The sequence below is a fragment of the Pseudomonas sp. PvP100 genome (assembly GCF_017833055.1).
In the GTDB taxonomy this organism is placed as follows: Bacteria; Pseudomonadota; Gammaproteobacteria; order Pseudomonadales; family Pseudomonadaceae; genus Aquipseudomonas; species Aquipseudomonas syringae.
Map to the genome: position 1 here is coordinate 4,481,412 of NZ_JAFIBO010000001.1, position 26,197 is coordinate 4,507,608.

The following is a 26,197-nucleotide window of genomic DNA, read 5'->3' on the forward strand; positions in this document are numbered from 1 at the left end:
TTTGTGGGAGCACCAGAATGGAGCGTGACAGTGACAGTCAGGCGGCACGCAGGTGACAGATCGATGAAATTTGATGTAACGGGATCGGCTCAGTCTTCGTGGGTCTTGATCGATTTTGGTGACAGGCGCAAGCCCCGCAGGCTGCGTTTGACGCTCTTGAGGTGGTTGACCAGACCGGGGCCGCGCGCCATGGCGACGCCCATTGCCAGCACATCAATGACCACCAGGTGTGCGATACGGGAAGTCAGCGGCGTGTAGATTTCGGTGTCTTCGTGCACGTCGATGGCCAGGTTGACCGAAGACAGCTCGGCAAGTGGCGTCTGGCTGGGGCACAGCGTGATCAGCGTCGCGCCGCTCTCGCGGACCAGATTGGCGGTGATCAGCAAATCCTTCGAACGCCCTGACTGCGAAATGCACACCGCGACATCCGTCGGCTTGAGCGTAACGGCCGACATCGCCTGCATGTGCGGATCGGAATACGCCGCAGCGGTCAGCAGTAGACGAAAGAACTTGTGCTGCGCATCAGCGGCCACTGCGCCGGACGCGCCAAACCCATAGAACTCGACCCGATTGGCCCCGGCCATGGCCGTGACTGCCAGTTGCAACGCATGGGGGTCGAGGTTTTCGCGCACTTCCATGAGCGTGTGCAGCGTGGTGTCGAAAATCTTCAGGCTGTAGTCGGCAACCGAATCGTCTTCGTGAATCGCGAACTGCCCAAAACTTGCGCCCGCCGCGAGGCTCTGCGCCAGCTTGAGCTTGAGGTCCTGAAACCCGGAGCAGCCGATGGCGCGGCAGAAACGCACGATGGTCGGCTCACTGATACCGACACTGTGCGCCAGATCTGCCATGGAACTGTGCATCACGGCCGCAGGGTCGAGCAGCACATGGTCGGCTACCTTGAGCTCCGATTTGCGCAGCAAATTACGTGACTGGGCGATGTGTTGCAGCAGATTCAAGGGGCAGACTCGGCAAAAAGAGAGATGGGATGGTTGTAGCTTTCTTGTAGTTATACTACATGACCCGCCAGCCGCCCAGTTAAACGAAGCCGGAACGCGCCGTGCGGGCGTTATCAGCGGCAATTGTGGGAATAATCCTACATTAGGCCCATTCGCCAGTCAGACCCTGCCTGTTCACCCATAAAGGTAGACGCAACGCATTCGCGCCCGACAACAGGCGACGACCGGTCGTCAGCGCCCCCGCTATTTTTATTGGCTGACGCAAAGCATGGTTTGCCCGTCATCGCGCGGCACCCTAGAATGCGCTGATGCGCGATGATCTCTCTCTTCTTCTGAATTCCCTCAACGATGCCCAACGTCAGGCCGTAGCCGCCTCTCTGGGTCGTCAGTTGGTTCTGGCTGGTGCTGGCTCCGGCAAAACCCGTGTGCTGGTGCATCGCATCGCATGGCTGATGCAGGTCGAGCAAGCCTCCCCGCATTCGGTCCTGTCGGTGACGTTCACCAACAAGGCTGCCGCCGAAATGCGCCACCGTATCGAGCAGCTAATGGGCATCAGCCCGGCTGGCATGTGGGTGGGCACCTTCCACGGGCTGGCCCATCGCCTGCTGCGGGCGCACTGGCAGGAAGCCGGGCTGGTGCAGACCTTCCAGATTCTCGACAGCGATGACCAGCAGCGTCTGGTAAAGCGCGTGATGCGCGAGCTGGGTCTGGACGAACAACGCTGGCCTGCACGTCAGGCCCAGTGGTTCATCAATGGTCAGAAAGACGAAGGCCTGCGCCCGAAACATATTCAGGCAAGCGGCGACCTGTTCCTGACCACCATGAAAAGCGTCTACGAAGCCTACGAGATCGCCTGCCAGCGGGCCGGCGTCATCGATTTCTCCGAGCTGCTGCTGCGCGCTCTCGACCTGTGGCGCGATAACCCGGGCTTGCTGGCGCATTATCAGCGCCGCTTCCGTCACGTCCTGGTGGACGAGTTCCAGGACACCAACGCCGTGCAGTACGCCTGGCTGCGCCTGCTCGCCCAGGGGGGCGACAGCCTGATGGTGGTCGGCGACGACGATCAGTCCATTTACGGCTGGCGCGGCGCGAAGATCGAGAACATCCACCAGTATTCCTCGGACTTTCCGGACACCGAAGTCATCCGCCTGGAGCAGAACTACCGCTCCACAGCGAGCATCCTCAAGGCCGCCAACGGCTTGATCATCAATAACAGTGGTCGCCTGGGCAAGGAATTGTGGACCGACGTTGGCGATGGCGAGCTGATCAATCTGTACGCCGCGTTCAACGAGCACGATGAAGCGCGTTACGTGGTCGAGACCATCGAAAGCGCGCTGAAAACCGGTATTTCGCGCAACGACATCGCCATTCTGTACCGCTCCAACGCCCAGTCGCGGGTGCTTGAAGAAGCCCTGCTGCGTGAGCGCATTCCGTACCGCATTTACGGCGGACAGCGCTTCTTCGAACGTGCCGAAATCAAGAACGCGATGGCCTACATGCGCTTGCTGGAAGGCCGTGGCAACGATGCGGCACTGGAGCGGGTGATCAACGTTCCGGCGCGCGGCATCGGTGAAAAAACCGTCGAAGCGATTCGCGAGCATGCGCGTCATGCCGACGTCTCCATGTGGGAAGCCATGCGCCTGCTGGTTGCCAACAAGGGCCTGACCGGACGCGCCGCCACTGCCTTGGGCGGTTTCATCGAGCTGATCGAGAACCTCGCGGCCAAGGTCATGGAAATGCCGCTGCACCTGATGACCCAGACGGTGATCGAACAGTCCGGGCTGATTACCTATCATGAGCAGGAAAAAGGCGAGAAAGGTCAGGCGCGGGTAGAAAACCTTGAGGAACTGGTCAGCGCTGCCCGTGCTTTCGAGAATCACGAAAGCGAAGAAGACCTGACGCCACTGGCCGCGTTTTTGGGGCATGCCTCGCTGGAAGCAGGCGACACCCAGGCGCAGGAGCATGAAGACAGCATTCAGCTGATGACCCTGCACAGCGCCAAGGGCCTGGAATTCCCGCACGTGTTCCTGGTGGGCATGGAGGAAGGGCTGTTCCCGCACAAGATGAGTCTGGAAGAACCGGGCCGTCTTGAAGAGGAACGGCGCCTGGCCTATGTCGGCATCACCCGGGCCATGAAACAGTTGGTGATGACCTACGCCGAAACGCGTCGTCTGTACGGCAGCGAAACCTACAACAAGGTCTCGCGTTTCGTACGCGAAATCCCGCCGGCGCTGATTCAGGAAGTCCGGCTGTCCAACAGCGTCAACCGTCCGTTCGGCGGCACGCCGAAATTCAACAGCAGCAGCCTGTTCAACGGCACCGGCATTCCGGAAACCGAGTTCACCATGGGCCAGCGCGTCCAGCATGCGGTATTCGGCGAAGGTGTGATCCTCAACTTCGAAGGCGCTGGCGCCCAGGCCCGGGTGCAGGTCAACTTCCCCGAGGGCAGCAAGTGGCTGATGATGGGCTACGCGAAGCTGGTGCCGTTGTAGGCCGGTCGATCATCGCCCATACGTCCCTGACTATCGTTCCCACGCTAGCGTGAGGAACGATAATCCTCGTACACATCTTACGAAGCGCGTAGAAAAGTCCTACGCTGTTTATGTAAAAGTCCGAAACACTAACGCGCTGGTCATGTCGCCATCCGCTGTGCAACATGGCGCGCGTGCAATCACAAAACGGGAATACCCTTATGCAACGTTTTCTAAGCATCGCGATGGCGCTGTGCATCGGGCTCACCATGAGCCTGGATGTGAACGCAGCGCGCTTCGGTGGCGGCAAGAGCATGGGCTCGGCGCCTACGCATCAGACTCGTCAGGCCGCGCCTTCCACACCTGCGGCAGCGCCTAACGCTGCGGGTCGTCCTGCCGCTGCGCCAAGCGGTGCTTCGCGCTGGCTGGGCCCATTGGCCGGTATCGCTGCCGGTGGCCTTCTCGCGTCGATGTTCATGGGGGACGGCTTCAACGGCCTGCAACTGTTCGACATCCTGATCATGGGCCTCATCGCCTTTCTGATCTTCCGCTTCATTGCGCGTCGTCGGCAGCAGCAACAGCCGAAAATGGCCGCTGCCGGTGCACCACCGTACCAGCGCGAAACCAGCCAGCCTGCGCAGAACCCGATCTTCGGCAGTTCTTCCCCGGCCTCCACTGCGCCAGTGATCAACGCACCTGCCTGGTTCAATGAACAGCGCTTCCTGGACGCTGCTCGCGGCCACTTCCAGTCGCTGCAGCAGCACTGGGACGCCAACGAGATGGACAAGATCGCCGAGTTCGTCACCCCGCAAATGCTGCAGTTCCTGAAAAAGGAACGTGCGGACCTGGGCGACGGCTTCCAGTCGACCTACATCGAAAACCTTCAGGTCCAGCTGGACGGTGTGGATGATCGTGCCGACAAGACCATCGCCACGCTGACGTTCTCGGGCGTGTCCAAGACGTCGCGTTTCGACCAGGGCGAAGTGTTCAGCGAAAGCTGGAACATGGAACGCCCGCAAGGCGATAACCAGCCCTGGCTGGTGGCAGGAATTCGCCAGAACGGTTGAACCAGAACCCGTTCTCGCGTTCAGAACCCCGGACATGTCCGGGGTTTTTTGTTTATCCGTTCGGATAGTTATTTTGAGAAAGGCTTTACGCTACTGTATAACCCGCGCCATCAAGTGAGAGGATCTGTGTCGTGGAAGAAGTCATTGAACAACTGCGTGAAGCAAATGAACCGGTTCCGGTTCCGCTTGAGCTGCCTGACGAAGACCAACTGGTAGAGATCGAGGAACAGCTGTTCATCAACATTCCGTTTGTCTTCAAGGAATTTCTCCTGACAGTCAGCGATGTGGTGTATGGCAGCCTTGAACCCGTCACTGTGACCGACCCGCAGTCGCACACTTACCTGCCTGACGTGGCCGCTACGGCCTGGGATCTGGGCGTGCCACGCGAGCTGATCCCGATCTGTCAGGACGGTGACGACTACTACTGCGTCGAGGAAGACGGCACTGTATTGCTGTGGTCCGCCGAGGAAGAACTGGTCACCGAAGACAGCTGGGAATCGGTCTGGCACTGGGCTCGGGATGTCTGGCTGGAAAGCTGAGACACCTCTGCTGCGCAGTATTCAAGAATCTCCGGGCCTCAGTGCCCGGAGTTCTCTTGATGGTTACCCAGTGTTTCCAGTAACGCAATCTGCATCCGGGTATGCACACGGATCAGCCAGCGCCACAGCAATGCAGCGACCAGCGCAGCAACCAGAGCAACCACCAGCAGCAGTTCGTTGGCCGGCAGAATGCTTGCCGACAGCGCCGCCAGCATCACGAAAATCACCATCAGCGATAACAGCGGAATCACCTCGGCCACGACCTTGCGCACGCGCACGGTATGACGGCCCGCCATCTCGGGCTTCACGCCCATCTCGGCCAGCAGCATCGACAGCGCCTTGAGCTTGCGGTACGCGGCAATCAGAAACGGCAGTGCCAACAACAGCGCCGCGCCGCAGATCCAGGCTTTCTGGTGGCTGACATCGCCCACCCACTCGCTCATGTAACCGCCAAGACGCTCGGCAAAATAGCCACCGCTGAAAAAGATCGCCATCACCAGTGCCAGGTTGACGCCGACCTGCAAGAGAATCCGCCTGATCATCCCGGCCAGCACTGCACTCTGGCCTTGCGGCTGAATGCTGCGCAGCCACTCGCCGTACATGCCGAACACACGTGCAACGCGCCGGGGCATGATCGCCGCCAGCTTGAGCGACAACGGGTCTGCGCCGCGAATCAGGTACGGTGTCAGCAGGGTGGTGATGGCGGATACGGCGACTGCCACCGGGTACAGAAAGTCGCTGGTGACCTGCAACGTCATGCCCAGCGCTGCGATGATGAAGGAAAACTCGCCAATCTGTGACAGTCCCATGCCCACGCGCAGCGAGGTACGGCCATCGTTGCCTGCGATAAAGGCGCCCAGGCCGCAGGACAGCATCTTGCCCAGCACCACGGCAACGGTAATGACGGCGATCGGCCAGGCATATTGCAGCAGGATGCCCGGATCGATCATCAAACCGATGGCCACGAAAAAGATGGCGCTGAACATGTCGCGAACCGGCTCGATCAGGCGTTCGATCTTCAGCAGCTCACGCGACTCGGCCATGATCGCGCCGATCAGGAAGGCGCCCAGTACCATGCTGTATTCCAGCTTGACCACCAGCAGACAGAAGCCGAAACACAGGCCCAGGACGGTGATCAGCAGCATCTCGTTGCTTTCGAATCTGGCGACGTAGGACAGCAGTCGAGGCACCACAAGGATGCCGACCACCAGCGCCACGATCATGAACAGCGACAGCTTGCCGACGGTGGAGAACACTTCCCCGGAACTGACCGAGCCGCTGACGGCGATCCCGGACAGCAGCGCAATGATGCCGATACCGAGAATGTCTTCCACGATCAACACGCCGAAAATCAACTGGGCAAAGCGCTGGTTCTTCATCTTCAGGTCGTTGAGCGCCTTGACGATGATGGTGGTGGAAGAGATCGCCAGAATCGCGCCGAGAAACAGCGAGTCCATGGTTTTCCAGCCAAAGAACTGCCCGATCTCGTAACCGATCCAGATCATCAGGGCAATTTCCAGAAAGGCCGCGATGAACGCCGTGGCGCCGACCTTGAACAGCTTGCGCAGGCTGAACTCCAGCCCGAGGCAGAACATCAGGAAGATCACCCCCAGTTCGGCCAGAATTTTGATGGTGTCTTCGTCGTGGATCAGACTGAATGGCGGGGTGTGCGGACCGATGATGAACCCGGCAACGATATAGCCCAACACGACCGGCTGCCGGAGGCGATGGAACAGAATGGTCACCACACCGGCCACCAGCATGATCACTGCCAGATCCTGAATGAAATTGATGGCATGCATGATGGCGAAGCTCCTTGTGATGATGACGTTGCAAGCCGATATCGCCGCGCCCTTCAGGGCGACAGCTATCCTTTTCGTCACTAAAATCCGATAAAGACGTAGGAAAAAACCCGATCCACAGGTTTTTGCAGGTTAACACCGCCCCCTTCGACATAAAGGCGGTGCAATATATGGAAACAGATAGTTATGACGCGTGACGGCCGCCTGCTGGCCAGCGTCCCGATAACTGTCGCAAGCCCCTTGAGCGCCAGCATAGGCGCCCCTTGAACACCATGACCGTGTGAGTACGCTATGGAACCCGGAAACGCCCAGCTGTCGATGACTGTATTGATGACCCCGGACATGGCCAACTTCTCTGGCAACGTACACGGCGGCACATTGCTCAAGTACCTGGACGAAGTGGCCTACGCATGTGCCAGCCGCTACGCCGGACGCTACGTGGTGACGCTGTCGGTAGACCAGGTGATTTTCCGTGAGCCGGTGCACGTCGGTGAACTGGTGACCTTTCTCGCCTCGGTCAATTACACCGGCAACACCTCCATGGAGGTGGGCATCAAGGTTGTCACCGAAAATATCCGCGAACGCTCGGTACGTCACTCCAACAGCTGCTTCTTCACCATGGTTGCCGTGGACGACAATCGCAAGCCCGCCAGCGTCCCGCCCCTGGAGCCCGAATCGGCCGATGCCAAACGGCGTTTCATCCAGGCGCAGCAACGCCGCCAGATTCGTCAGGAACTGGAAAAGCGTTATCAGGACATCAAGGAAGAAGCGTTGTAATTACCCGGCTCGGGCATCGATGCCCGAGCCTTTGATAGCAGATCTATTACAAACGCACGGCTTCGAACTTTACCCGTGGGTGCGCGATGCGATCCTGAGCGCGCACCAGTTCCAGCTCATAGCTGCCACAGGCCTGGGTTTCCAGCAGCACCTCGTGGACGGCGGCCGCAGCGAACTCGAACGCTGCAACCAGATCGTCGCCGAGCAGCACACGCGACAGAAACAACCCGGAGGTCAGATCACCCACGCCGACCGGCTGACGCGGAAATGCCAGTAACGGGCGGCGCAGATGCCAGCTGGCCTCGGCAGTGACCAACAGCATTTCAAAACCATCGGCGGCCTTGCCGGGGTAATCGAGGTGTTTCACCACAATCGCCTTGGGACCACGCGCCAGCAAGGCACGCGCCATCGCCAGGCAGTCGTGCAGTGATTCGGGCTTACGCCCCGAGAAGCTGTCCAGCTCCAGTTGATTGGGGCACATGAAGTCCGCCATGGCCGCCGCTTCCTGCAGCAGGAAATCACTGACTTCGGGGGCAACGATGCAGCCTTTTTCAGGATGGCCCATCACCGGGTCGCACAGGTACAGCGCTTTCGGATTGGCCGCCTTGATGCGTGCCACGCCCGTGAGGATCGCCCTGCCCTGCGCCGCACTGCCCAGATACCCCGACAGCACCGCATCGCAGTTGCCCAGCTCGCCGATGGCGGCAATCCCGTCGATCAGCGCAGGAATCTGCTGCGGAGCCAGCACTTCGCCGGTCCACTGCTTGTATTGCGTGTGGTTGGAGAACTGGACCGTGTTGAGCGGCCAGACGTTGACCCCGATACGCTGCATCGGGAACACCGCTGCGCTGTTGCCGGCGTGGCCGAATACCACATGGGACTGGATAGCGAGCAAATGAGGCGTACGTTTCATGGGGGGCGGAATCCTGAACACGATGCAAATGCAATAATGAGAAATATAAGTCGCGCAGTATGGCTGTAAATCACTCAGGACAGTTAAGCTGACGACTCCTACGCTGGAGCACTCCGTCATGCTGACCCTGGGAAACATCTTCGTGCTGATGCTGTTCGCGAGCGCCGCGGCCTGGTGGTGGCACGCCCATGGTCTGCGCGAAAAGGCGCTGGCACGCGTCAAGCAGCACTGCGAACGCCTTGAGCTGCAATTGCTGGATGACGCGGTTGCCCTGCGCCGCCTGACCTTCGCCCGCGACGCTCAGGGCCGCAAACGCCTGGCCCGCGTGTATGGCTTCGAGTTCACGGTGACCGGCGAGCAACGTCACCCTGGCACGATCACTATGTTCGGCGCGCACACTGCGCAGATCGAACTGGCACCCTACCCGTTTGAAATCAAAACACCACCGCCCAGCGCTGAAGTTATTCAGATGAGCGAATGGCGTCAATCGCATCAGAAATGGAAGCAGTAGCCGCGCACGACTCTTGTTGCCGCGATTCAGCGCTCATGTCCATGCGTAAATCCGACTGACTATCGTGCCAAGGCTCCGGGTTGGCATGCCGTCGCGGACGCTCTGCGTGCTGCCCTCAGCTATCACCTGTCACGCCAGACACTCCGCCATCTGCGCCTGCAACTTATCCACATCCTGCGCAGTGGAAAAGATCAACTCCAGGCGAGAATCCTGACGCCATTCGCTGATTTGCCAGGCCAGCGGAGCCCCGTCGACCACGTTGCCGGAATACCAGCCGCCCTCGCTGTGGATAACCATCTTCGCCCGCCGCCAATCAAGGCTTTCCAGCCAGTGCAGGATGCGCTGCAGATCGAAGCGCTGCGAGGGATGCCAGCGCCAGCCGATGCTCCAGCCGTCAGCACTCACCTGACTCAGACAGATCGGCACCTTCGGGTCGGTCCATAGCGCGGGCAAGTGGCCGACGCCGTTGGGCAGCATCAGCTTATCCACAGTCTGTTTATCCACAGCGGTGCCACTGGCGAACCCCGGCACACGGCTCAGGGACAGCTCGCCGTGTCGGGTCCAGATCAAGGCATGCGGCATTAACTGTTCGGTCAATGCCTGACGAGCGACATCATCCAGTTGCTCGGACTTGTTCATGACCACCAGCCCGGCGTGCGCCAGGGCTTCCTGCTGAGTACTCGGCAACGGTTGTCCGGCGAGCATTGCCTGCGCATCCAGCACCACCACGCCGGGCTGAACATCCAGAACGCCGCGCCACGGCGCTTCGCGCAATTGCGTCATCAGTTGCGCGGGATGGCCCAGCCCCGAAGGCTCGATCAACAGACGGTCCGGCCGCGCCTTGCGCAACAAACGCCCCAGGCCGATCTGAAATGGCACGCCATTGACGCAACACAGGCAGCCGCCAGCCACTTCGCCAAGTGCGATACCATCGGCATCCGTGGTCAGCAGCGCGGCGTCCAGGCCGATCTGCCCGAACTCATTGATCAATATGGCCCAGCGCTCATGGGCAGGTTTCTGCGCCAGCAGACGCTTGATCAGGCTGGTCTTGCCGGCGCCCAACGGGCCACCGATGACATGCGTCGGTATGTTTTGCAGCATGAGATCACTTTTGGCGAATGCGTTGTTCATTGAAGAGCAAGGAAGGATACCGATGCAAGTAATGCGGCTGTCTGCCCGTCTGGCGTTGATGCTGCTGACAGCGTCTTGCGGCTCGGCGTGGGCCGAAGCGTGTCTGGTCCACAGCCAGGCCGAAAGGCTCGACGTGAAGGTCTGCCAGGAAAATATCAACATTCCGGCAAACCTGTTTCACGACAGCTTCTGCCAGCCGCAACTGGCCGGGCAGAAGACCGAGACCACCTATTCGCAACAATGCCCGGCAGGCGCATTCGGCGTTTGCCGCAATGCGCAGGTTGCCAATATGCCGTATCGCGAGCACATCCACTATTACGGCGTCGCCGGTGACGCGCTGTACCTCAAACCCTTTTGCGAAGGCCAGAGCAAGGGGCAGTGGATAACGCCTGACTGAGCATCACGCCAGCCAGTCCAGCGTCAGAATCAACCTGCGCTCATTGCGCAGCAGCTGCGGCGAGCGATGGATCAGGCCAAAACCTTCATTACCGTGCCAGCGCTCGCCCTTGAGCAGCGCCACGTCACCGCTGTTGATCTGCTGGATATGGGCAGCATCCGTCGGCTCAGCGTCCAGACGCCCCAGTTGTTTGCGGTCCATCACCCCTTCATGCAGCCATTGACTGCCAACCCCGCCGTAAGTGGTGATAAGACGCACCGGCACGTGGTCGACATGGAAGCGCGGGCACATGGCCTTGTCGAGCACCCGCAAGCGCAGGCCAACGCATTCGGCACCCAACAGACAGGCATAGGCGCCGACCACCCAGGAAACGTCGGCAATGAATCCCTGATAGCCCAGCAGGTCGGAATACCCCGTTGCCAGCGCGCTCAGGTCAGGCTCGACCTCGCCGCCCTGCACCTCCAGGGTCATGGATTCGGCTAAAGGCTCACCCATCGACAGCAGCAAGGCACCGAAGTCTTCTATGTGCGCAGGCAGTTGACGCTTCCAGAGCGCCAGGTTGACGCCATCCTGCAGAATATCGCCCAACACGTCGGGCGTATCGCCCTGTGCCTGTCGGATTGCGGTTTCAGGTTTAAAACGATAAGCCAGCATCAGGCAGCCACCTCTTCATGCCAATCGCCAAACGGATCGGCCAGCGCACGCCAGCGGTCGGCGCCCGCCTCCATCTCCGCATCAGTGAGCAGGCAGTTGTCCAGCTCGGCAGTCAGCTGCGCAAAATCAATGTTCTGGCCGATGAACACCAGCTCCTGCCGACAGTCGCCGGTTTCAGTTGTCCAGTTCTCCAGAATGGAACTGACACTTTCCTTGTCGTCGGGCCAGCTGTCGCGGTTCACGAAACGCCACCAGCGCCCGGCAAAACCATGGCGCATCAAACCGCCTGCCTGCGACCAGCTGCCCGCATCCTTGTATTTACTGGCCAGCCAGAAGAAGCCTTTGGAGCGCAACAGCTTGCCGTTGCTCCAGGGACGATTGATGAAATCGAAAAAGCGCTCCGGATGGAACGGTCGGCGAGCACGATAGGCCGTTGATGCAATGCCGTACTCTTCGGTTTCCGGCAGGTGTTCGCCGCGCATTTCCTTGAGCCAGCCCGGTGCCTGGGAAGCGCGCTGGAAGTCAAAACGCCCGGTGTTGAGAATCGTCGCCAACGGCACCTGGCCCATCACCATCGGCACAATCTCGGCCTCCGGGTTGAGGCGCTTGAGGATCGCCATCAGCTCTTCACGCTCACTGGAGCTGATCAGGTCGATCTTGCTGAGCAGGATGACGTCGGCAAACTCGATCTGCTCGATCAGCAGGTCGGTAATCGAGCGATCATCGTCTTCACCCATGGTTTCACCGCGTGTGGACAAGCCGTCTGCCGCCTCGTAATCGAGCAGGAAGTTCACGCCGTCGACCACGGTGACCATGGTGTCCAGGCGCGCCAGGTCCATCAGGCTTTTGCCGGCCTCGTCGCGGAAGGTGAAGGTTTCAGCCACGGGCAACGGCTCGGAGATTCCTGTGGATTCGATCAATAAGTAATCAAAACGACCGTCCTGAGCCAGACGGCTGACCTCTTCGAGCAGATCCTCGCGCAGGGTGCAGCAAATGCAGCCGTTGCTCATCTCGATCAGCTTTTCTTCGGCACGGTTCAGGCTGACATCACGCTGAACTTCGCTGCCGTCGATGTTGATCTCGCTCATGTCATTGACGATCACCGCAACCCGCAGGTTTTCGCGGTTGCGCAGCACATAATTGAGTAAAGTGCTTTTTCCGGCGCCGAGAAAACCGGACAGTACGGTAACGGGTAGAAGATTTGCCATCAGGATTCTCCAGGCAGCTGCAAGGTTTGAACCTTGTTCATGTCGGCTGCGACGAATCCCTCTGGCAGCCAACTCTAATCACAACGGGATGTTATAGTATAACAACCGTAAATAGCTATGGCCTTGCTGAAGGGATCTTCATGAGACGGGTTTCAACAGGCTTGATGGCGCTGCTGATCAGCGCGCATTTGATGGCTGCACCACCAAGACCCTCCGCCGATCTCGCCACCTGCACGCGCAGTGCGACGCTGCTGGCGTGCAACGATGCGCACGGCAATAGCTACAGCGTGGCCACTGCCGGATCAACAACCTGGTTGAAGGGATACGAAGTGCTCGACAAGCGCCGCTGGGCGCAGACCAACAGTCGCTATGGCCAGTTGACGTTTTTTACCGGGCTGGCTTCCGACGGCGAAGCCTGGGCAGGCACTGTGCAGCGCGTAGGCTGGACGACAATCACTCGGGTATCCAGCTCAAGCGGTACGCGCAGCAAGATCACCTGCAGCCGCTTGAACGGCTGCCGCTAAGCCGGTCAGACCGGCTGTTCCTGCTTCTGCGCCTGCAGCCAGGCCATGTGCGAATCCACTGGCGGGTTACGCTGGAAATAGCGCTGCAGGCCATCGAAAAGGCCATCGGCAACGGCCTGTTGATGACGCGCAGTGACCAGACGCTGACTATCGCGGCTGTTGGAGATGAAACCGGTTTCGACCAGAATCGACGGCACGTCCGGTGATTTGAGAACGGCGAACCCGGCCTGTTCAACACGCTTCTGATGCAGCGTGGTGATGCCTTCCAGACTGCCCAGGACGGTGTGACCCAGTTGCAGACTGGCCGCAATGGTGGCGTTCATCGACATGTCGAGAATCACCCCGGCAAGCATCGGGTCCTTGTCCTTCAGATTGAGCAGCGATGTGGCACCCAGCAGGTCCGCGCCGTTTTCCCGCTGAGCCATGAAGCGCGCCGTTGCCGACGTTGCACCGCCTTCGGAAAGAGCGAACACCGAAGCACCCGAGGCCGTCAGACGAGGCGCAGCATCGGCGTGCACGGAGATGAACATGTCGGCGTTGGACTTGTGCGCGAACTCGACACGCTTGCGCAGCGGTACGAAAAAGTCATCGTTGCGCACCAGACGTACGTCGAAGCCTTTCTCGCGCTTCAAGCGTCTGGCCAGCAACTGAGCGATGGACAGCACCACATCTTTTTCGCGCTCACCCCGCGAACCCACGGCGCCAGGATCCTTGCCACCATGACCGGCATCGACCACCACCATGATGTCGCGCCCGGTGTGCGCCTTGCTGGTCGGGATCGGTACAGGCACCGGCGGCGGCAGCTCAGCCATCTGCACAGGCGCATGGGCCGTGGAACTCATGTCCAGCACCAGCCGATGCCCCTGCCCGCCTTCCGGACCAAGCAGGAAACTGTTGAGCTGTACCGGTGCGGTGAGGTCCAGCACGATGCGTGTGTCGTCGCCCTGGCCGTAGTGCCCGGAGCGAATCGATTTTATGACGGTACGGTCCAGCGCCAACTGGCTGAAGTCGCCGGTCAGCCGTGAACCGCTGACGTCGATGATCAGGCGGTCGGGGGCTGTCAGGGTGAAAGTCTTGTATTGCACCGGGCCGCTCAGGTCGAGGACCAGTCGCAGCTTGTCGTTGGTACGCCAAAGGCGGGCGTTACGGATCTGCGTGGCGAAGGCACCCAACGGCAACGTCAGGGCCGCGCTGGCCAGCAGCATATTGAGCAACACTTGGCGTCGGTGCATGGAACGTCTCAAAGAGCAAATTGAGCATCCCGGCTCACGAAGGGTTCATCCACATCATTAGTAACAATATAACATGCAGTTACGAGCGAAAGATGAGGCCCTTCATGAAGATTAAGTCATCTGAAACGCTGCCAGAGGCGACAAGAAATCATCACCCCTAGGCAGCGTGTTCCACGTGGAACATAACTCCATGAATTTGATCAGGTACGCGGGGCGACGTTGCCACATTGTGGCCCCAGCCACACTGCACGGGTGTCCATGCTGCCGTTCTGTTGCTGACCGGTAGCATTGAATGTACCCACAACATTGGTGGTGAACTCACGATCACTCAGGAACTGCGCCTGCCCGGTGCCCTTGGCTTTCGGGCAGCTGAACTGGAAATTCCAGGTCTTGCCGTTACGCGCAGTAATTTTTTGCGTGCATCCGGATGCCGGGTCAGTCAGCGGAATGTCGTCCGACTGTACTTGCGCCTGAGTCAGGCAAGCCCTCACACCTTTGCCGCCCAGGGTGACGCCCTGCTTCTTCATCATCTGTTCCATCATCGCGCGCTGCTCGGGCGGCAGGTTTTGCAACTGCCCCAGCATCAACTGCATGTCCGGTAGCTGTTGTCCGTCCACTTTCATATTGCTGGACGTCAGCTCCCACAACCCCGGTTGCAGCATCTGCGCCTGAGCCAAAGGAGCCGCCAGACAAAACATCCAAGCCAACATGCGTTTGTTCATTTCAAGATTCCTGATCGGGCATTGCGGATGAAAACGAGACTGGAATAATCCAGCCAAAAGATAAACCTTAGACGGCACACATGTCGCCCAGTTGCACCCGGAATTAAATAGCGACATTCCTGTTCAGCTGTGGTCTGTTAGGCAGCAAAGGCGAGGAGCATTGTTCCACATGGATTATCACGACCCGTACTTTTTCGGTTACGTCCTGGGTTTCATTCATTTACTTGGTACAGGTGCCGCCATCCATGCATTGCTGACGGTGCGGACTTCCCAAGGCGCCATTGCCTGGGCGATGCCGCTGCTGTTCATTCCCTATTTCACCTTGCTGCCTTATCTGGTGTTCGGCCGAAGCTCATTCGACGCGTACATCAAGGCGCGCCGCCAGGCCAACCAGGAAATGCGGATCGCGATCGGCGACCTCAACTGGCGCCCATGGATGGAAGAAGCTGTGGCTGCGCGTCGATCAGATGCGTATGCGGCGCTGCGTGCAATGCCCAAGCTGGGCAACATGCCGGCGCTGGCCAACAACAAGGTCAAGTTGCTGATCAATGGCGAAGAAACCTTCGGGGCCATTTTTCAGGCCATCCGTGAAGCGAAAAAGACCATCCTGATTCAGTTCTTCATCATTCATGACGACAAACTCGGGCGCGAGCTGCAATCGCTGCTGCTGGAAAAAGCCGCCGAAGGCGTGGCGATCTTTGTACTTTACGACCGCATCGGCAGCCACGCTCTGCCAGGTGCCTATATCGATAAGCTGCGCGACGGTGGCGTGCAGATAAAATCCTTCGCCACACGCGGCGGCTGGCTCAATCGCTTTCAGATCAACTTCCGCAACCACCGCAAGATCGTCGTCGTCGATGGCCTGAAAGGCTATATAGGCGGTCATAACGTGGGTGATGAATACATGGGCCTGAAGCCGCCGCTGGCCCCATGGCGCGATACTCATGTGCAAGTCATCGGCCCGGTGGTCGCCTGCTTGCAGGAGTCGTTCGCTGAGGACTGGTTCTGGGCCACCCGCGAACTACCACCGCTCAGCCTGCCTGATGAATTTCCCGAAGACGGTGTGCTTTGCCAGTTGCTGACCAGTGGCCCGGCTGATGCGCAGGAAACCTGCTCGCTGTTCTTCGTGGAAGCCATCCACGCTGCCGAAGAGCGCGTATGGATCACCAGCCCCTACTTCATCCCTGACGAAGCCGTCACCGCTGCGCTGACCCTGGCAGTGTTGCGCGGCGTGGACGTGCGCCTGCTGCTGCCGTCGCGCCCCGACCATTACGTGGTGTATGCCGCCTCAAGTCTGTACGCCTTCGATGCTGTGCGTGCCGGAGTGCGCGTGTTCCGCTACGAACCGGGCTTCCTGCATCAGAAGGTCGTCTTGGTCGACAACGAGATTACCGCAATCGGCAGCGCCAACCTCGACAACCGCTCGTTCCGCCTCAACTTCGAATTGATGCTGCTAACGGTCGACAGCGACTTCTCCAGCCAGGTGGAATCCATGCTCACCGCCGACTTCAACCTCGCCCGCGAAATCTCCGTGCAGGAAAGCCACGAAACGCGACGTCTGCATCAACTGGGTATGCGCGTGGCGCGGCTGATTTCACCGATTCTGTGAGGCCTGTGCGCGCTACGCTGCTTGCCTTGAGAGGACGAACGGGACGTCACCCATAAATATCCTCACGCGTCAGCGGTAGCCCGGTCTTGCCGTCGGCGAAGGGTTTTACGGCGAGTATCTGGTGCAGGTTGATCCAGCCTTTGGTGAATCCATAGGCACAGCCTGCGAGGTACAGCCGCCAGATGCGCAGGGTCTGTTCGGGCACGATGCGCGCGGCTTCGTCGAGCCGGGCTTCCAGTCGAGCGCTCCAGTGCTCGAGGGTTTTCGCATAGTGCGGGCGCAGGCTTTCGACGTCGACCACTTCAAGCCCGGCTTCGCTGATCTGGGCGCTGATCATGGCCAGGTGCGGCAGCTCGCCATTGGGGAAAACATAGCGATCGATGAACTCGCCGGCACCACGCCCGACAGGACGACCGTCGGTATGCCGGGCGGTGATGCCGTGATTCATCACCAAGCCGCCCTCCTTCACCGCACCGAACAGACGTTGCGCATACAACGGCAGGTTGGCATGCCCGACGTGCTCGAACATGCCGACACTGACCACCTTGTCGAAGCGCGCATCCTGCGGCAGGTCACGGTAATCGAGCAGTTGCAGGTCGACCTTGTCCTGCAGACCTTCGGCTTGAACCCGCTCGCGAGCCAGCGCCAATTGTTGCTGGCTCAGGGTGATACCGAAGACCTTCACGCCGTATTCGCGAGCAGCAAAACGCGCCAGCCCGCCCCAGCCGCAGCCGACGTCCAACAGGTACTCACAGCGCTGGAGCCGCAGCTTGCGGCACAGGTGGTGGAATTTATCCTGCTGCGCCTGCTCCAGCGATTCGTCGCCGGCCTTGAAATACGCGCAGGAGTAGACCATCTCCCTGTCGAGCCAGAGCTGGTAGAAGTCGTTGGAAACATCGTAGTGATAGGCAATCGAGGCCGCATCAGTGTCTTTGTCATGCTCGACCCGGATCGGATTGCCTGCGCTGTCGTCATCGTCCACCAGCGCGTGGGTCAGTTCATCGCAGACCCGGACCACTTCGCTGATTGAACCCTCCAGCTCCAGCCGTCCCTCCACGAACGCGCTGCCGAGCAGGCCCAGGCTGGGGTGGCTGAAGTCGGAGACCAGTTGCGGATCCTTGACGACTATCGTGACGCTGGGCGAAGGCCCGAGGTCCATCTGATGACCGTCCCAGAGCTTTAGCCGCAACGGCAGATGGAGATTCTGCAGGGCCGTTGGAAGTTGTGTAAGCATTTCAAAATCACCCCCTTATCCAGAAACTCAAAAAAAGAGTAATCCAGCAAGGGCCCCGCAAAAGGGCCCGAAAAGGCATTGGCGACGGCAAAACTGCTATGAATCAACTGCGGGGGAACAGCCTTGTGCCCTCTGATTCGAGCCGAGAGTCAGCCTGAATTTGGATCACGCAATGAAACATAGCGCTTAATCTGTAACAGAACTAGTCAAAGCTCAAGCCGTTTACCGCGCTGATCATCAGCGCAGGCGTGAGCCCTGATGCTGCACACCCGCGTCCTCAAGCTTGAGCAATGGCTCCTGAAAGCGCAGCAAACGTCCGGCGTTGCCCAATACCAACAGGGTGCTTAGATTGTGCAGGATAGCTGCGACCATCGCACCCGCAGCACCAAGCAGACCAAAGGCGGCCAGTGCCACGATCGCCAGCGTCCAGCCCAGCCCGATGATGACGTTGACCTGCAGGGTCTGACGACACTGGCGGCTGAGTCGCACGCAGGTGCCGAGGCGGCGCAGGTCGCTGCCGATCAGCACGATGTCGGCGGACGCCAGCGCGATATCCGCCCCACCCGCGCCCATCGCCACGCCGACCACGCCCGCCTTCAAGGCCAGCGAATCGTTGACCCCGTCGCCCACCACCATCGGCCGGAACCCGCTGGCAATCTCGCCCATGACGCGGTTGAGTTTGTCCTCAGGCAGCGCCTGCGCCTGCACGTCAGCGATGCCGATATCGTGCGCCAGGTTGTCGGCCACGCTCTGCCGATCACCGGTCAACAACAATTGCCGGCCCAGGCCCAGCCCGCGTAACTCAAACAGTGCCGCCTGGGCTTCGGGTTTGACGCTGTCGGCCAACAACAGCCAGGCGAGAAAAACACCGTCCAGCGACAGCCCGGCCAGCGGGCCGTCATGTGCAGGGACGGCAGGCGTGACGATGCCCATCTGTGCGAATAACTCCGGGCGGCCCAATGCCGCATCGCCCTGCTCCGTCGACGCCACGACACCCAGGCCCTGGCGCTCGCGGGTATCGGTCAGCGGCAACAGTCGGGCGTTGTCCACCAGCCCGGCCAACGCCCGGCTCACCGGGTGGCTGCTGGCCGACCCGAGGCTCGCGGCCAGCTCCAGCAATTGCGGATGCTGTGGACCGTCAGCCTGCACAGACTGCAGGCGCAGACGACCGTAGGTCAGGGTGCCAGTCTTGTCCACAACCAGTGAGTTGAGGTCAGCCAGTTCTTCAAGAAACGCCGAACTGCGGATCAGAATTCCGTGCCGTGCCGCAACCGCAATACCAGCAATGGCAGTGGCGGGTGCCGAAAGCACCAGCGCGCAGGGACAGGCCGCAACCAGCACCGCCAGCATCGCCTGGGCATCCTGAGTGATAAACCAGGTCAGCGCCGCGATCAGCAAGACCAGCACCATGTAACTGCCTGCATAACGCTCCAGCAGACGGGTGATAGGCGGCTTGGAACGCTCTGCGCTCTGCATCAGCGCGATGACCTTGCCCAGCGTGGACTGATCGCCGATGCGGGTCACTTCAATGCGCAGCAGGCCGTCCAGATTGATGGCGCCACCGAACACCTCGACCCCGACAATGGCTTCCAGCGGGACAGATTCGCCGGTGATCGACGACGTATCCAGACTGGCTTGCCCGGACAGCACCCGACCGTCCGCCGGAACGCGGTCGCCCGCTCGCACTTCCACCTGATCGCCGGCTTTGAGCGTCGCATTGTCGACCTCGCGCACGCTGCCGTCGGCGCCCAGCAAACGCGCCTGGCTGCGGGTCAGGCGTCCCAGCGCTTCGATGGCCTCTTGCGAGCCGATCACACTGCGCTCTTCCAGCACATGGCCGAAGATCATGATGATCGGCAGCAAGGCGGCGGTCATCAGGTCACCGGTGGCCCAGGCACCGAGCATCGCCAGCGCGATCAACTGGTCGGTGATGCCGTGCAGGCTCGGATGCCGCAAGCTGTGCCAGCCGGCGCTGATCACAGGTATCGCCACCAACAGTGATGCAGCGCCCAAGAGCAACTGGCTGACACCTTCCTGCTCCGGGGCGAAAAAACGCCAGACCAGTCCCAATCCCAGCAAGCCCAAGGCCAGCATCGCAAGGGTCAGTTGCCGGGCGGCACTGCGCTGTTCTGAGCTGCTCAGCAAACTGCCAGGCGCTTGCGGCTGGTCGGCATCGTGGGTGTGAACGGCTTCGCCACTCATTGTGGTGCTCCCTGAATGATCAGGCGGGAATCGTCTTTGGGGTCGACCGTGGTCACCGAACCTGCCTGATGCAGAATGGCCGGTACGCGTTCACGGTAGAGGCGTTGCATCAGGCCGGGGTCGCTGCGGGTTTCGGCTGATTGCGTCAGGCTGACGACCGTTGCAGTGGCCGCCTGCGCCTTGGCCAGACGCTCGGACGCCTGTGCGTGCGCCACTTGCAGGGTTCGGTCGGCCTGTTGATTGGCGGTCTGGGTCAGCTTTTCGGCATCAGTGCGTGCATTGGCCACGGCCTGATCGGCCTGTTGACTCGCCGTCAGCACGGCATTGAACGCATTGACTGCGGAGGTCGGCAGGCTCGACTGCACATCCACCCGAGCGACCTCGACACCGATGCCCATGCCGGTCGCCTTGAGCTCGGCCAGACGCTGATTGATGCCGCGCACCAGATCGCCACGCAGCCGCTCACGGCGCTCGGCAGCCTGGCTGTCAGCACCGATCAGCTCGGGACGGGCAACCAGAATGGTGTCCAGGTCCCGCGCTGCCGTCAGCGCCACAGCGCTGCGATTGACCAGTCGGTCCAGCGCGGGCAATACATGCTCGCCTTGCAACACGAAGGCAGTGGGGTCAGTCACTTTGTAAAACACCGTGACGTCCAGTTGCACCACACCGGCATCGCCAGTCAGCAGAAAACCGGAGCCTGCCAGTGCATCACTCATGGGTGCCGACAGGGTCGCGATTTCATCGGCCTTCAACGCGGCAGGCGAACGCAGCAGGGTTTCCACGCGCCGCTCGATCACCCGATCAGCCGAAGGCAGCAGCACCACCTGTTCGAACGGCTGCGGCCAGGCGACCAGCAATCCTGCGTTCTGAACCCGTTCGATCGCGCCGAAGTGCATGACCACCGCGCGGTTCTGTGGATCGATCTGGCGTATGTTGGACGTCGCCCAGGCCAGCGCGGCGAGCAGTGTCACGCCATACAGCCCAATAAACGCCAGACGACTCGCCTGCAACCAGGGGCTGTTCACCGGCGGGCGCTGCGCCACGGCTTCGTCGACCGGCTGGCTCATGGCTGCGTTCCGCTCTTGCCATCCAGCGTCGGCGGGCCGTCCACCAGCACGCGGAACGGCGCGGCGTCGGTACGCAGTATCAGACGCGTGCCGGGCGTTACGATGGTGCCCAGCGTGTCCAGCGAGCGCAGCAGGTTGTAGAGCTGCGGCGAGCCCGCATAGGCACGGCCATAGATCTGCGCGGCTTCAACCCGCGACTGTGCTTCGATATCGGCCGCCTTGACCGTGGCATCGGCTTCGACAATCCGTGCGTCGCGCTCGGCGGCCGAACGAATCTGCGCCGCCTCTCGCTTGCCCACGGCGGTGCGCTCGGTGGCGATGGTCTCGCGCTCGGCGCGCATGCGGTCCACGGTAGCGTTGAGCGTCACCGACGGCAGGGTCAGTCGTTCAACGCCGACCTGCAAGACACGCACCCCGTAAGTCGCCAGCAGTTGCTGATCGATCTGCTGGCGCAGCTGATTTTCGAAGGCGGTGATATTCACCTTGCTGGCGTCGGTATTCACCAGGCTGGAGAGGTCGAAACTGCTCGCCGTGGTTTCCAGCGCCGAGCCGACAAAAGTGCGGATCTGCCGCGCCGCTTCGTCGGGCTGGTTCTGTACTGCGCGCATGAAGCGCTGCACGTTGTCGGCGTCGCCCTGCACCTGCCACGCCACGTAGGCCTGAACGATGATGCGCAAGCCATCGCGGGTACCGACGTCCTGCAGACCGCTGGAGGTGGTGCGCAGGCGCAGGTCCACCGGGATGGTCGCCTCGAACGGTGCCGGCCAGCGCCAGTTGAGGCCCGGCTCCAGCAGGACCCGGGACGGGTTGCCGAAGCGCGTGACGACAGTCGCCTCGCCCGAACGCACCTGCACCAGGCTCGCTGCTGCAATCGCAAACGCGATCAGCAGCGCAGCCAGGCTTGCCCGCCGCCAGGGGAACGCTGCCGGGCCGCTCGCGCCATGATGATGGTGGTGATGACCGTGGCCGCCATGGCCGTGACTGTCATGGCTATCGTGGTCGGCGTGATCGTGATGATGATGGAACAGACTCAAGGGACGACTCCTTACTGAACGGCTTTACGCGGCGCCGTTGGGTCTGCCGGTGGGGTGAAGGTACGCAGGTCGATGGTCGGCGCACTGTCGCCGCCCAGACGATGATCCAGTATCAGCAACTTCGCATTGCCCAGGCCCTCGGTCAGTTGGGCCAGGTATTGCTCCAGCAAAAACGCCTGGCCTGCCTTGGCATAGGCCTGACGTTCAGCACTGAAGCGCAGGTCTGCACCCTGTGCGCCGGCCAGAATCTCGCGGGCGGCGGCACTGGCCTGATCACGCGCCACGCTGGCATTGAGCTGCGCCTGATTGGCCTTGTCGCTGGCCGCGCCGCGTTCGCGGGAGATCAGCGCCTGTGCACCGATCTGCGCAGCCTGAACAGCATGATAGGCGTTGGCAGCACCGGCGGGCGGGTGGATGGCTTCAACCACCGTGGCGAGCAATTCGACGCCGCTGTCCAGACGCTGCAAGTCGGCCTGCACGGCCTTGCCGATGTCATCGGCCAGCTCGCTACGCTGTTCGCCGAGCAGTTCATCCAGCGTGCGCGAAGCAAAATCATGCACCAGTACCCGGCTGGCCGTGCTGCGAATCAAGGCCGGAATGTCAGCGCTGTTATAGGTCGACGCCATGGCTGCGGCATCCGTCAGACCAATGCGGTAGACGAATCGCACATCCATGTTGACGATCTGAAAGCTCTGCTTGTCGCCGGCGCTGCTGGCAATGACCTGGGATTTTTCGTTGATATGGCTGGCATCCCACAGACGGTTGGCGCTGCCCGGTGGCGGGCCTTCGGCCGGGTCCAGCGTCTGCTCGAAGGTGTCGGCGGCAGAAACGCTGGTCGCCAGCTCATGAACCACGCCGTTTTCAACCGCCAGCACGCGCCCGAACGGCCAAGGCAAACCCACATGCAGACCGGGACCGAATACATCGACCGGCTTGCCGAAGCGCTCATAAATGCCCCGCCCCTGCATGGGGATTTCATGCACGCCGCTCAGCACCCAGCCCAGCGCTGCGACCACCGCCAGCACCGGCAAAAAGGCGCGACGCATGTAGGTAAAGGCCCAGATCTGGCGCAGATCGATGCCGAAACGGTTGTGCAGTTCGTGCTGCAGGGCGAGCAGCGGGCGCGGCGGCCAGCGCAACAGGTCAGCGATGAAACTGGCGGCCAGCAGGCGCGGTTCGCTACGTGGGTTGCGCGGGCTGAACACCGACAGCACAGCGCGCAGCAGGAACTCCAGCGCCACGCCAAGCGGCAGCAGGCCGATCAACACCGCCAGCCGCGCAGGCCAGACACGCTCTGCACTGGAGAAGAACAGGCACAGCGCGCCAATCAGCAGAACGATGAGCGTCATGCGCACCAGTTGCGCCAGCGCTCCGGCCTCCGGCGACTGACTGTCGGACTCGCTGCTCAACTGTCGCTCGATGACCAGCAGCCCGAACGCCAACAGCAGCATAACGCTGCCGGCCAGGCTACCGGCGGTGGAGAGGTCGGCGCCGGACAGCGCCAGGTTCCAGAAGGCGCGAACGACGATCAACGCCAGCACCGCCCAACCGGCAAGCCACAGGGCCGAGCTGCCCACGTGCCTGACCAGCGATTTGCCGGAGTCACTCAGCCGTTCAAGCAGGCGCTCGTACCAACCGCTCTCGTCGCCAGCAGAGAGGTTTTCGTCGAGCGTATCTGCATCCGGCAAACGCAGCGCGCGAGCCCGCCACAGCGCGACATGCCGCGCCGACTGCAAGCCCGCTGTGAGCAGAAACAACGCCGCCGAGGCGTTGCACAGCACCGCCATCCACAAAGAGCCAGGGGAAAACAGATCGATGGACAACGCCAGCAGCAGCCCGAACGCCCCTGCCCCACCGGTCACATACATCAATCGTCCCAGACGCCGAACCTGTTGCACCGCCATTTGAAAACGCGGCAGGCCTTCAAGGCCTTCGTGCTCATCCAAATCAACCCGCATCACTACCCCGGCACCCGCTTATTTATCGCCCTTTGGAGAGCCCTGCATTGGCATCTGAATGCCAGTGAATCATAGCGTTACGATATAACACGCGGAGTGAAACTTTCGTCAGGACTATTAGCTGAACGAATGTGCGATAGCGGCGCTGCCCAACGGGAAAATCGACCGGAAGTTGTGCAGGTGGCGAGTCCGTGCATCAGCAAAATGATTGCTGAATATTGCTTGGCAAAAAAGTTTTTAGCGTCGGCCGAAGGCATCGAGTTGATCCGCGCTTCTTGCCCCGATCGTCTGAAAGCCTTGCGCCAAGCGGCGATGCGCTTAATCGATTAGTCTAAAGCGAGGAAAAAAACAGCGTCATAGCCGTCAATACGCCGGATTCATTACCCATGATCGGCGTTTTTTTTTGGCCGATTTCCGAACCGTATCTCGTCTTTGTTATCTGTTGTGGGTAGTTTGCGTTCGGCAAGGAGTCGTTGGCGCGCCATTTTTTGTGCAGGACGCACAGAATTACTCAGAGGCTTCACCTTTATGAATCGCAGAAATCTCCTGAAAGCGTCCATGGCGTTGGCCGCCTACGGCAGCGTATCGGCCTCAGGGCTTTTTGCTGCGCGGGCACTGGCCGCCGCAGCCGATGGCGAGATCGAACACTTCGATTTTGCAGAGTTGCAGGCGCATGCCAAGAAGCTTGCGAGCAAAGGGTATGTGAGCAACAAGCAGGTGCTGCCACCGGTACTTGCGAACATGACGCCGCAGCAATTCAATGCCATCCGCTACGACCCGAATCACTCACTGTGGAAAGACGTCCACGGCCAGCTCGACGTGCATTTCTTCCACGTCGGCATGGGCTTCAAGACGCCCGTGCGCATGTACAGCGTCGATCCGCAGAGCAAGCAGGCGCGCGAAGTGCACTTCCGCCATGACCTGTTCAACTACGAGAACAGCGGCATCGACAAGAACCAGGTCAAGGGCGACCTGGGCTTTGCCGGTTTCAAGCTGTTCAAGGCGCCTGAAATCGCCATCAATGACGTCGTTTCGTTCCTCGGCGCCAGCTACTTCCGCGCCGTGGACAGCAACAAGCAATACGGCCTCTCGGCCCGCGGCCTGGCCATCGACAGTTACGCCAAGCGTCAGGAAGAATTCCCGGACTTCACCAAGTTCTGGTTTGAAACACCGGACAAGAACGCGACGCGCTTCGTGGTTTACGCACTGCTCGATTCGCCGAGCGCGACCGGTGCCTACCGCTTCGACATCGACTGTCAGGCTGGCCAGGTGGTCATGGAAATCGACGCGCACGTCAATGCGCGTACCGATATCCAGCAGCTGGGCATTTCACCGATGACCAGCATGTTCAGCTGCGGCACTCACGAACGCCGCATGTGCGACACCATCCACCCGCAAATCCACGACTCGGATCGCCTGTCGATGTGGCGTGGCAACGGTGAGTGGATCTGCCGTCCGCTGAACAACCCGGCCAAACCACAATTCAGTGCGTTCTCCGACACCGATCCGAAAGGTTTCGGGCTGGTACAGAGCGATCATGAATTCTCCAGCTATCAGGACACGGTCGTCTGGTACAGCCGCCGTCCAAGCCTGTGGGTCGAGCCGATCACGGCGTGGGGCGAAGGCGAGGTCAGCCTGCTGGAACTGCCGACCACCGGCGAGACGATGGACAACATCGTGGTGTTCTGGACACCGAAGACGCCGGTCAAGGCCGGGGATTCGATGAACTTCGGCTACAAGCTGTTCTGGAGCCCGCTGCCACCGGTGAGCACGCCGCTGGCGCAGGTCCACGCGACGCGTTCAGGCATGGGCGGTTTCCTCGAAGGCTGGGCACCGGGCGAGCACTACCCGACAACCTGGGCACGCCGCTTCGCGGTGGACTTCAACGGCGGCGGTCTGGATCGCCTGCCGGAAGGCACCGGAATCGAACCCATCGTCACGGTCACTCATGGCAAGGTGCAGGACTTCAACATCCTCGTGCTGCCGGACATCAAGGGCTACCGCGTCACCTTCGACTGGGTACCGGACAGCGACTCGGTCGAGCCGGTTGAAATGCGCATGTTCATCCGCACTGGCGACCGTACGCTGAGCGAGACCTGGCTCTATCAGTACTTCCCGCCTGCACCGGACAAACGTAAATACCCGTAGTCCGCAGATGGGTGACGCAGAGCGTCAGGAAGGGCATTCCC

22 protein-coding genes are annotated in these 26,197 nt (G+C 60.7%); 9 read left to right on the top strand and 13 right to left on the bottom strand.

Annotation, left to right across the window (positions count from 1 at the left end):
* Positions 1 to 89: 89 nt before the first annotated feature.
* On the bottom strand, positions 90 to 956 hold the full coding sequence (gene hexR / locus JOE39_RS19270) for a transcriptional regulator HexR (protein WP_003316059.1): 867 nt from the start codon (positions 954 to 956) through the stop codon (positions 90 to 92).
* Positions 957 to 1,264: 308 nt separating this feature from the next.
* On the opposite strand from hexR, the gene uvrD reads away from it, so the two are divergent.
* The 3 genes from uvrD to JOE39_RS19285 all read left to right on the top strand — a co-directional run bounded on the left by uvrD (position 1,265) and on the right by JOE39_RS19285 (position 5,033).
* Positions 1,265 to 3,448, top strand: coding sequence for a DNA helicase II (gene uvrD, locus JOE39_RS19275; protein ID WP_003367943.1), 2,184 nt, complete (start codon positions 1,265 to 1,267; stop codon positions 3,446 to 3,448).
* A 200-nt stretch (positions 3,449 to 3,648) separates the two neighbouring features.
* The gene (locus tag JOE39_RS19280) at positions 3,649 to 4,494 is read left to right on the top strand and encodes a Tim44 domain-containing protein (RefSeq protein WP_003421439.1); all 846 of its coding nucleotides are present in this window, start codon (positions 3,649 to 3,651) and stop codon (positions 4,492 to 4,494) included.
* A gap of 131 nt (positions 4,495 to 4,625) precedes the next feature.
* On the top strand, positions 4,626 to 5,033 hold the full coding sequence (locus JOE39_RS19285) for an SMI1/KNR4 family protein (RefSeq protein ID WP_003316056.1): 408 nt from the start codon (positions 4,626 to 4,628) through the stop codon (positions 5,031 to 5,033).
* Positions 5,034 to 5,071: 38 nt separating this feature from the next.
* Here the strand turns inward: JOE39_RS19285 and JOE39_RS19290 are convergent, their stop codons facing one another.
* Complete coding sequence (locus JOE39_RS19290; RefSeq protein WP_096115543.1) at positions 5,072 to 6,835, bottom strand: cation:proton antiporter; 1,764 nt, start codon at positions 6,833 to 6,835, stop codon at positions 5,072 to 5,074.
* Positions 6,836 to 7,126: 291 nt separating this feature from the next.
* Between JOE39_RS19290 and JOE39_RS19295 the strand changes: the two genes are divergently transcribed.
* Positions 7,127 to 7,612, top strand: a complete 486-nt coding sequence (locus JOE39_RS19295; RefSeq protein ID WP_003316052.1) for an acyl-CoA thioesterase — start codon at positions 7,127 to 7,129, stop codon at positions 7,610 to 7,612.
* Positions 7,613 to 7,658: 46 nt separating this feature from the next.
* Here JOE39_RS19295 and pdxY read toward each other — a convergent pair whose 3' ends face one another.
* The gene (pdxY, locus tag JOE39_RS19300; protein WP_003340274.1) at positions 7,659 to 8,525 is read right to left on the bottom strand and encodes a pyridoxal kinase PdxY; all 867 of its coding nucleotides are present in this window, start codon (positions 8,523 to 8,525) and stop codon (positions 7,659 to 7,661) included.
* 118 nt (positions 8,526 to 8,643) lie between these two features.
* Here pdxY and JOE39_RS19305 point away from each other — a divergent pair, with 118 nt between their 5' ends.
* Positions 8,644 to 9,036, top strand: coding sequence for a DUF3301 domain-containing protein (locus JOE39_RS19305; protein WP_003316050.1), 393 nt, complete (start codon positions 8,644 to 8,646; stop codon positions 9,034 to 9,036).
* Between the two features lie 129 nt (positions 9,037 to 9,165).
* Here the strand turns inward: JOE39_RS19305 and JOE39_RS19310 are convergent, their stop codons facing one another.
* Positions 9,166 to 10,137 carry a CobW family GTP-binding protein gene (locus tag JOE39_RS19310; RefSeq protein ID WP_210078443.1) on the bottom strand — a complete coding sequence of 324 codons (972 nt, stop codon included), beginning with the start codon at positions 10,135 to 10,137 and terminating at the stop codon, positions 9,166 to 9,168.
* 52 nt (positions 10,138 to 10,189) lie between these two features.
* Here JOE39_RS19310 and JOE39_RS19315 point away from each other — a divergent pair, with 52 nt between their 5' ends.
* Positions 10,190 to 10,564 (top strand): hypothetical protein, encoded by a 375-nt coding sequence (locus JOE39_RS19315; protein WP_010422769.1) that lies wholly within the window; start codon positions 10,190 to 10,192, stop codon positions 10,562 to 10,564.
* 3 nt (positions 10,565 to 10,567) lie between these two features.
* Here the strand turns inward: JOE39_RS19315 and JOE39_RS19320 are convergent, their stop codons facing one another.
* The gene (locus tag JOE39_RS19320) at positions 10,568 to 11,218 is read right to left on the bottom strand and encodes a DUF1826 domain-containing protein (protein WP_210078441.1); all 651 of its coding nucleotides are present in this window, start codon (positions 11,216 to 11,218) and stop codon (positions 10,568 to 10,570) included.
* Positions 11,218 to 12,426: a zinc metallochaperone GTPase ZigA gene (gene zigA / locus JOE39_RS19325; protein ID WP_004403269.1), complete on the bottom strand. Its 1,209-nt coding sequence runs from the start codon at positions 12,424 to 12,426 to the stop codon at positions 11,218 to 11,220. Before zigA ends, JOE39_RS19320 begins: the two co-directional genes overlap by 1 nt.
* Positions 12,427 to 12,566: 140 nt before the next feature.
* On the opposite strand from zigA, the gene JOE39_RS19330 reads away from it, so the two are divergent.
* The gene (locus JOE39_RS19330) at positions 12,567 to 12,950 is read left to right on the top strand and encodes a hypothetical protein (RefSeq protein ID WP_024649894.1); all 384 of its coding nucleotides are present in this window, start codon (positions 12,567 to 12,569) and stop codon (positions 12,948 to 12,950) included.
* Between the two features lie 5 nt (positions 12,951 to 12,955).
* Here the strand turns inward: JOE39_RS19330 and JOE39_RS19335 are convergent, their stop codons facing one another.
* Both JOE39_RS19335 and JOE39_RS19340 read right to left on the bottom strand, forming a co-directional pair.
* Entirely contained in the window at positions 12,956 to 14,182 is a 1,227-nt protein-coding gene (locus tag JOE39_RS19335) for an N-acetylmuramoyl-L-alanine amidase (protein WP_003340262.1), read from the bottom strand.
* 200 nt (positions 14,183 to 14,382) lie between these two features.
* Positions 14,383 to 14,904, bottom strand: a complete 522-nt coding sequence (locus JOE39_RS19340; RefSeq protein ID WP_003316040.1) for a DUF3617 domain-containing protein — start codon at positions 14,902 to 14,904, stop codon at positions 14,383 to 14,385.
* Positions 14,905 to 15,073: 169 nt separating this feature from the next.
* On the opposite strand from JOE39_RS19340, the gene cls reads away from it, so the two are divergent.
* Entirely contained in the window at positions 15,074 to 16,513 is a 1,440-nt protein-coding gene (gene cls / locus JOE39_RS19345) for a cardiolipin synthase (RefSeq protein WP_210078439.1), read from the top strand.
* Between the two features lie 46 nt (positions 16,514 to 16,559).
* Here the strand turns inward: cls and cfaB are convergent, their stop codons facing one another.
* The 5 genes from cfaB to JOE39_RS19370 form a co-directional block, all read right to left on the bottom strand.
* A complete protein-coding gene (gene cfaB / locus JOE39_RS19350; protein ID WP_210078436.1) occupies positions 16,560 to 17,747 on the bottom strand; it encodes a C17 cyclopropane fatty acid synthase CfaB in 1,188 nt (395 codons plus the stop codon).
* A gap of 237 nt (positions 17,748 to 17,984) precedes the next feature.
* Positions 17,985 to 19,949, bottom strand: a complete 1,965-nt coding sequence (locus JOE39_RS19355) for a heavy metal translocating P-type ATPase (RefSeq protein WP_210078434.1) — start codon at positions 19,947 to 19,949, stop codon at positions 17,985 to 17,987.
* A complete protein-coding gene (locus tag JOE39_RS19360; RefSeq protein ID WP_024649891.1) occupies positions 19,946 to 21,016 on the bottom strand; it encodes a protease modulator HflK in 1,071 nt (356 codons plus the stop codon). The genes JOE39_RS19355 and JOE39_RS19360 overlap by 4 nt, the downstream gene beginning before the upstream one ends.
* The gene (locus tag JOE39_RS19365; RefSeq protein ID WP_011269416.1) at positions 21,013 to 22,050 is read right to left on the bottom strand and encodes a protease modulator HflC; all 1,038 of its coding nucleotides are present in this window, start codon (positions 22,048 to 22,050) and stop codon (positions 21,013 to 21,015) included. Before JOE39_RS19365 ends, JOE39_RS19360 begins: the two co-directional genes overlap by 4 nt.
* Positions 22,051 to 22,061: 11 nt before the next feature.
* Positions 22,062 to 24,008 carry a protease modulator HflK gene (locus tag JOE39_RS19370; protein ID WP_057444961.1) on the bottom strand — a complete coding sequence of 649 codons (1,947 nt, stop codon included), beginning with the start codon at positions 24,006 to 24,008 and terminating at the stop codon, positions 22,062 to 22,064.
* Positions 24,009 to 24,536: 528 nt separating this feature from the next.
* Between JOE39_RS19370 and JOE39_RS19375 the strand changes: the two genes are divergently transcribed.
* Positions 24,537 to 26,156: a glucan biosynthesis protein D gene (locus JOE39_RS19375; RefSeq protein ID WP_003316030.1), complete on the top strand. Its 1,620-nt coding sequence runs from the start codon at positions 24,537 to 24,539 to the stop codon at positions 26,154 to 26,156.
* Positions 26,157 to 26,197: the final 41 nt, after the last annotated feature.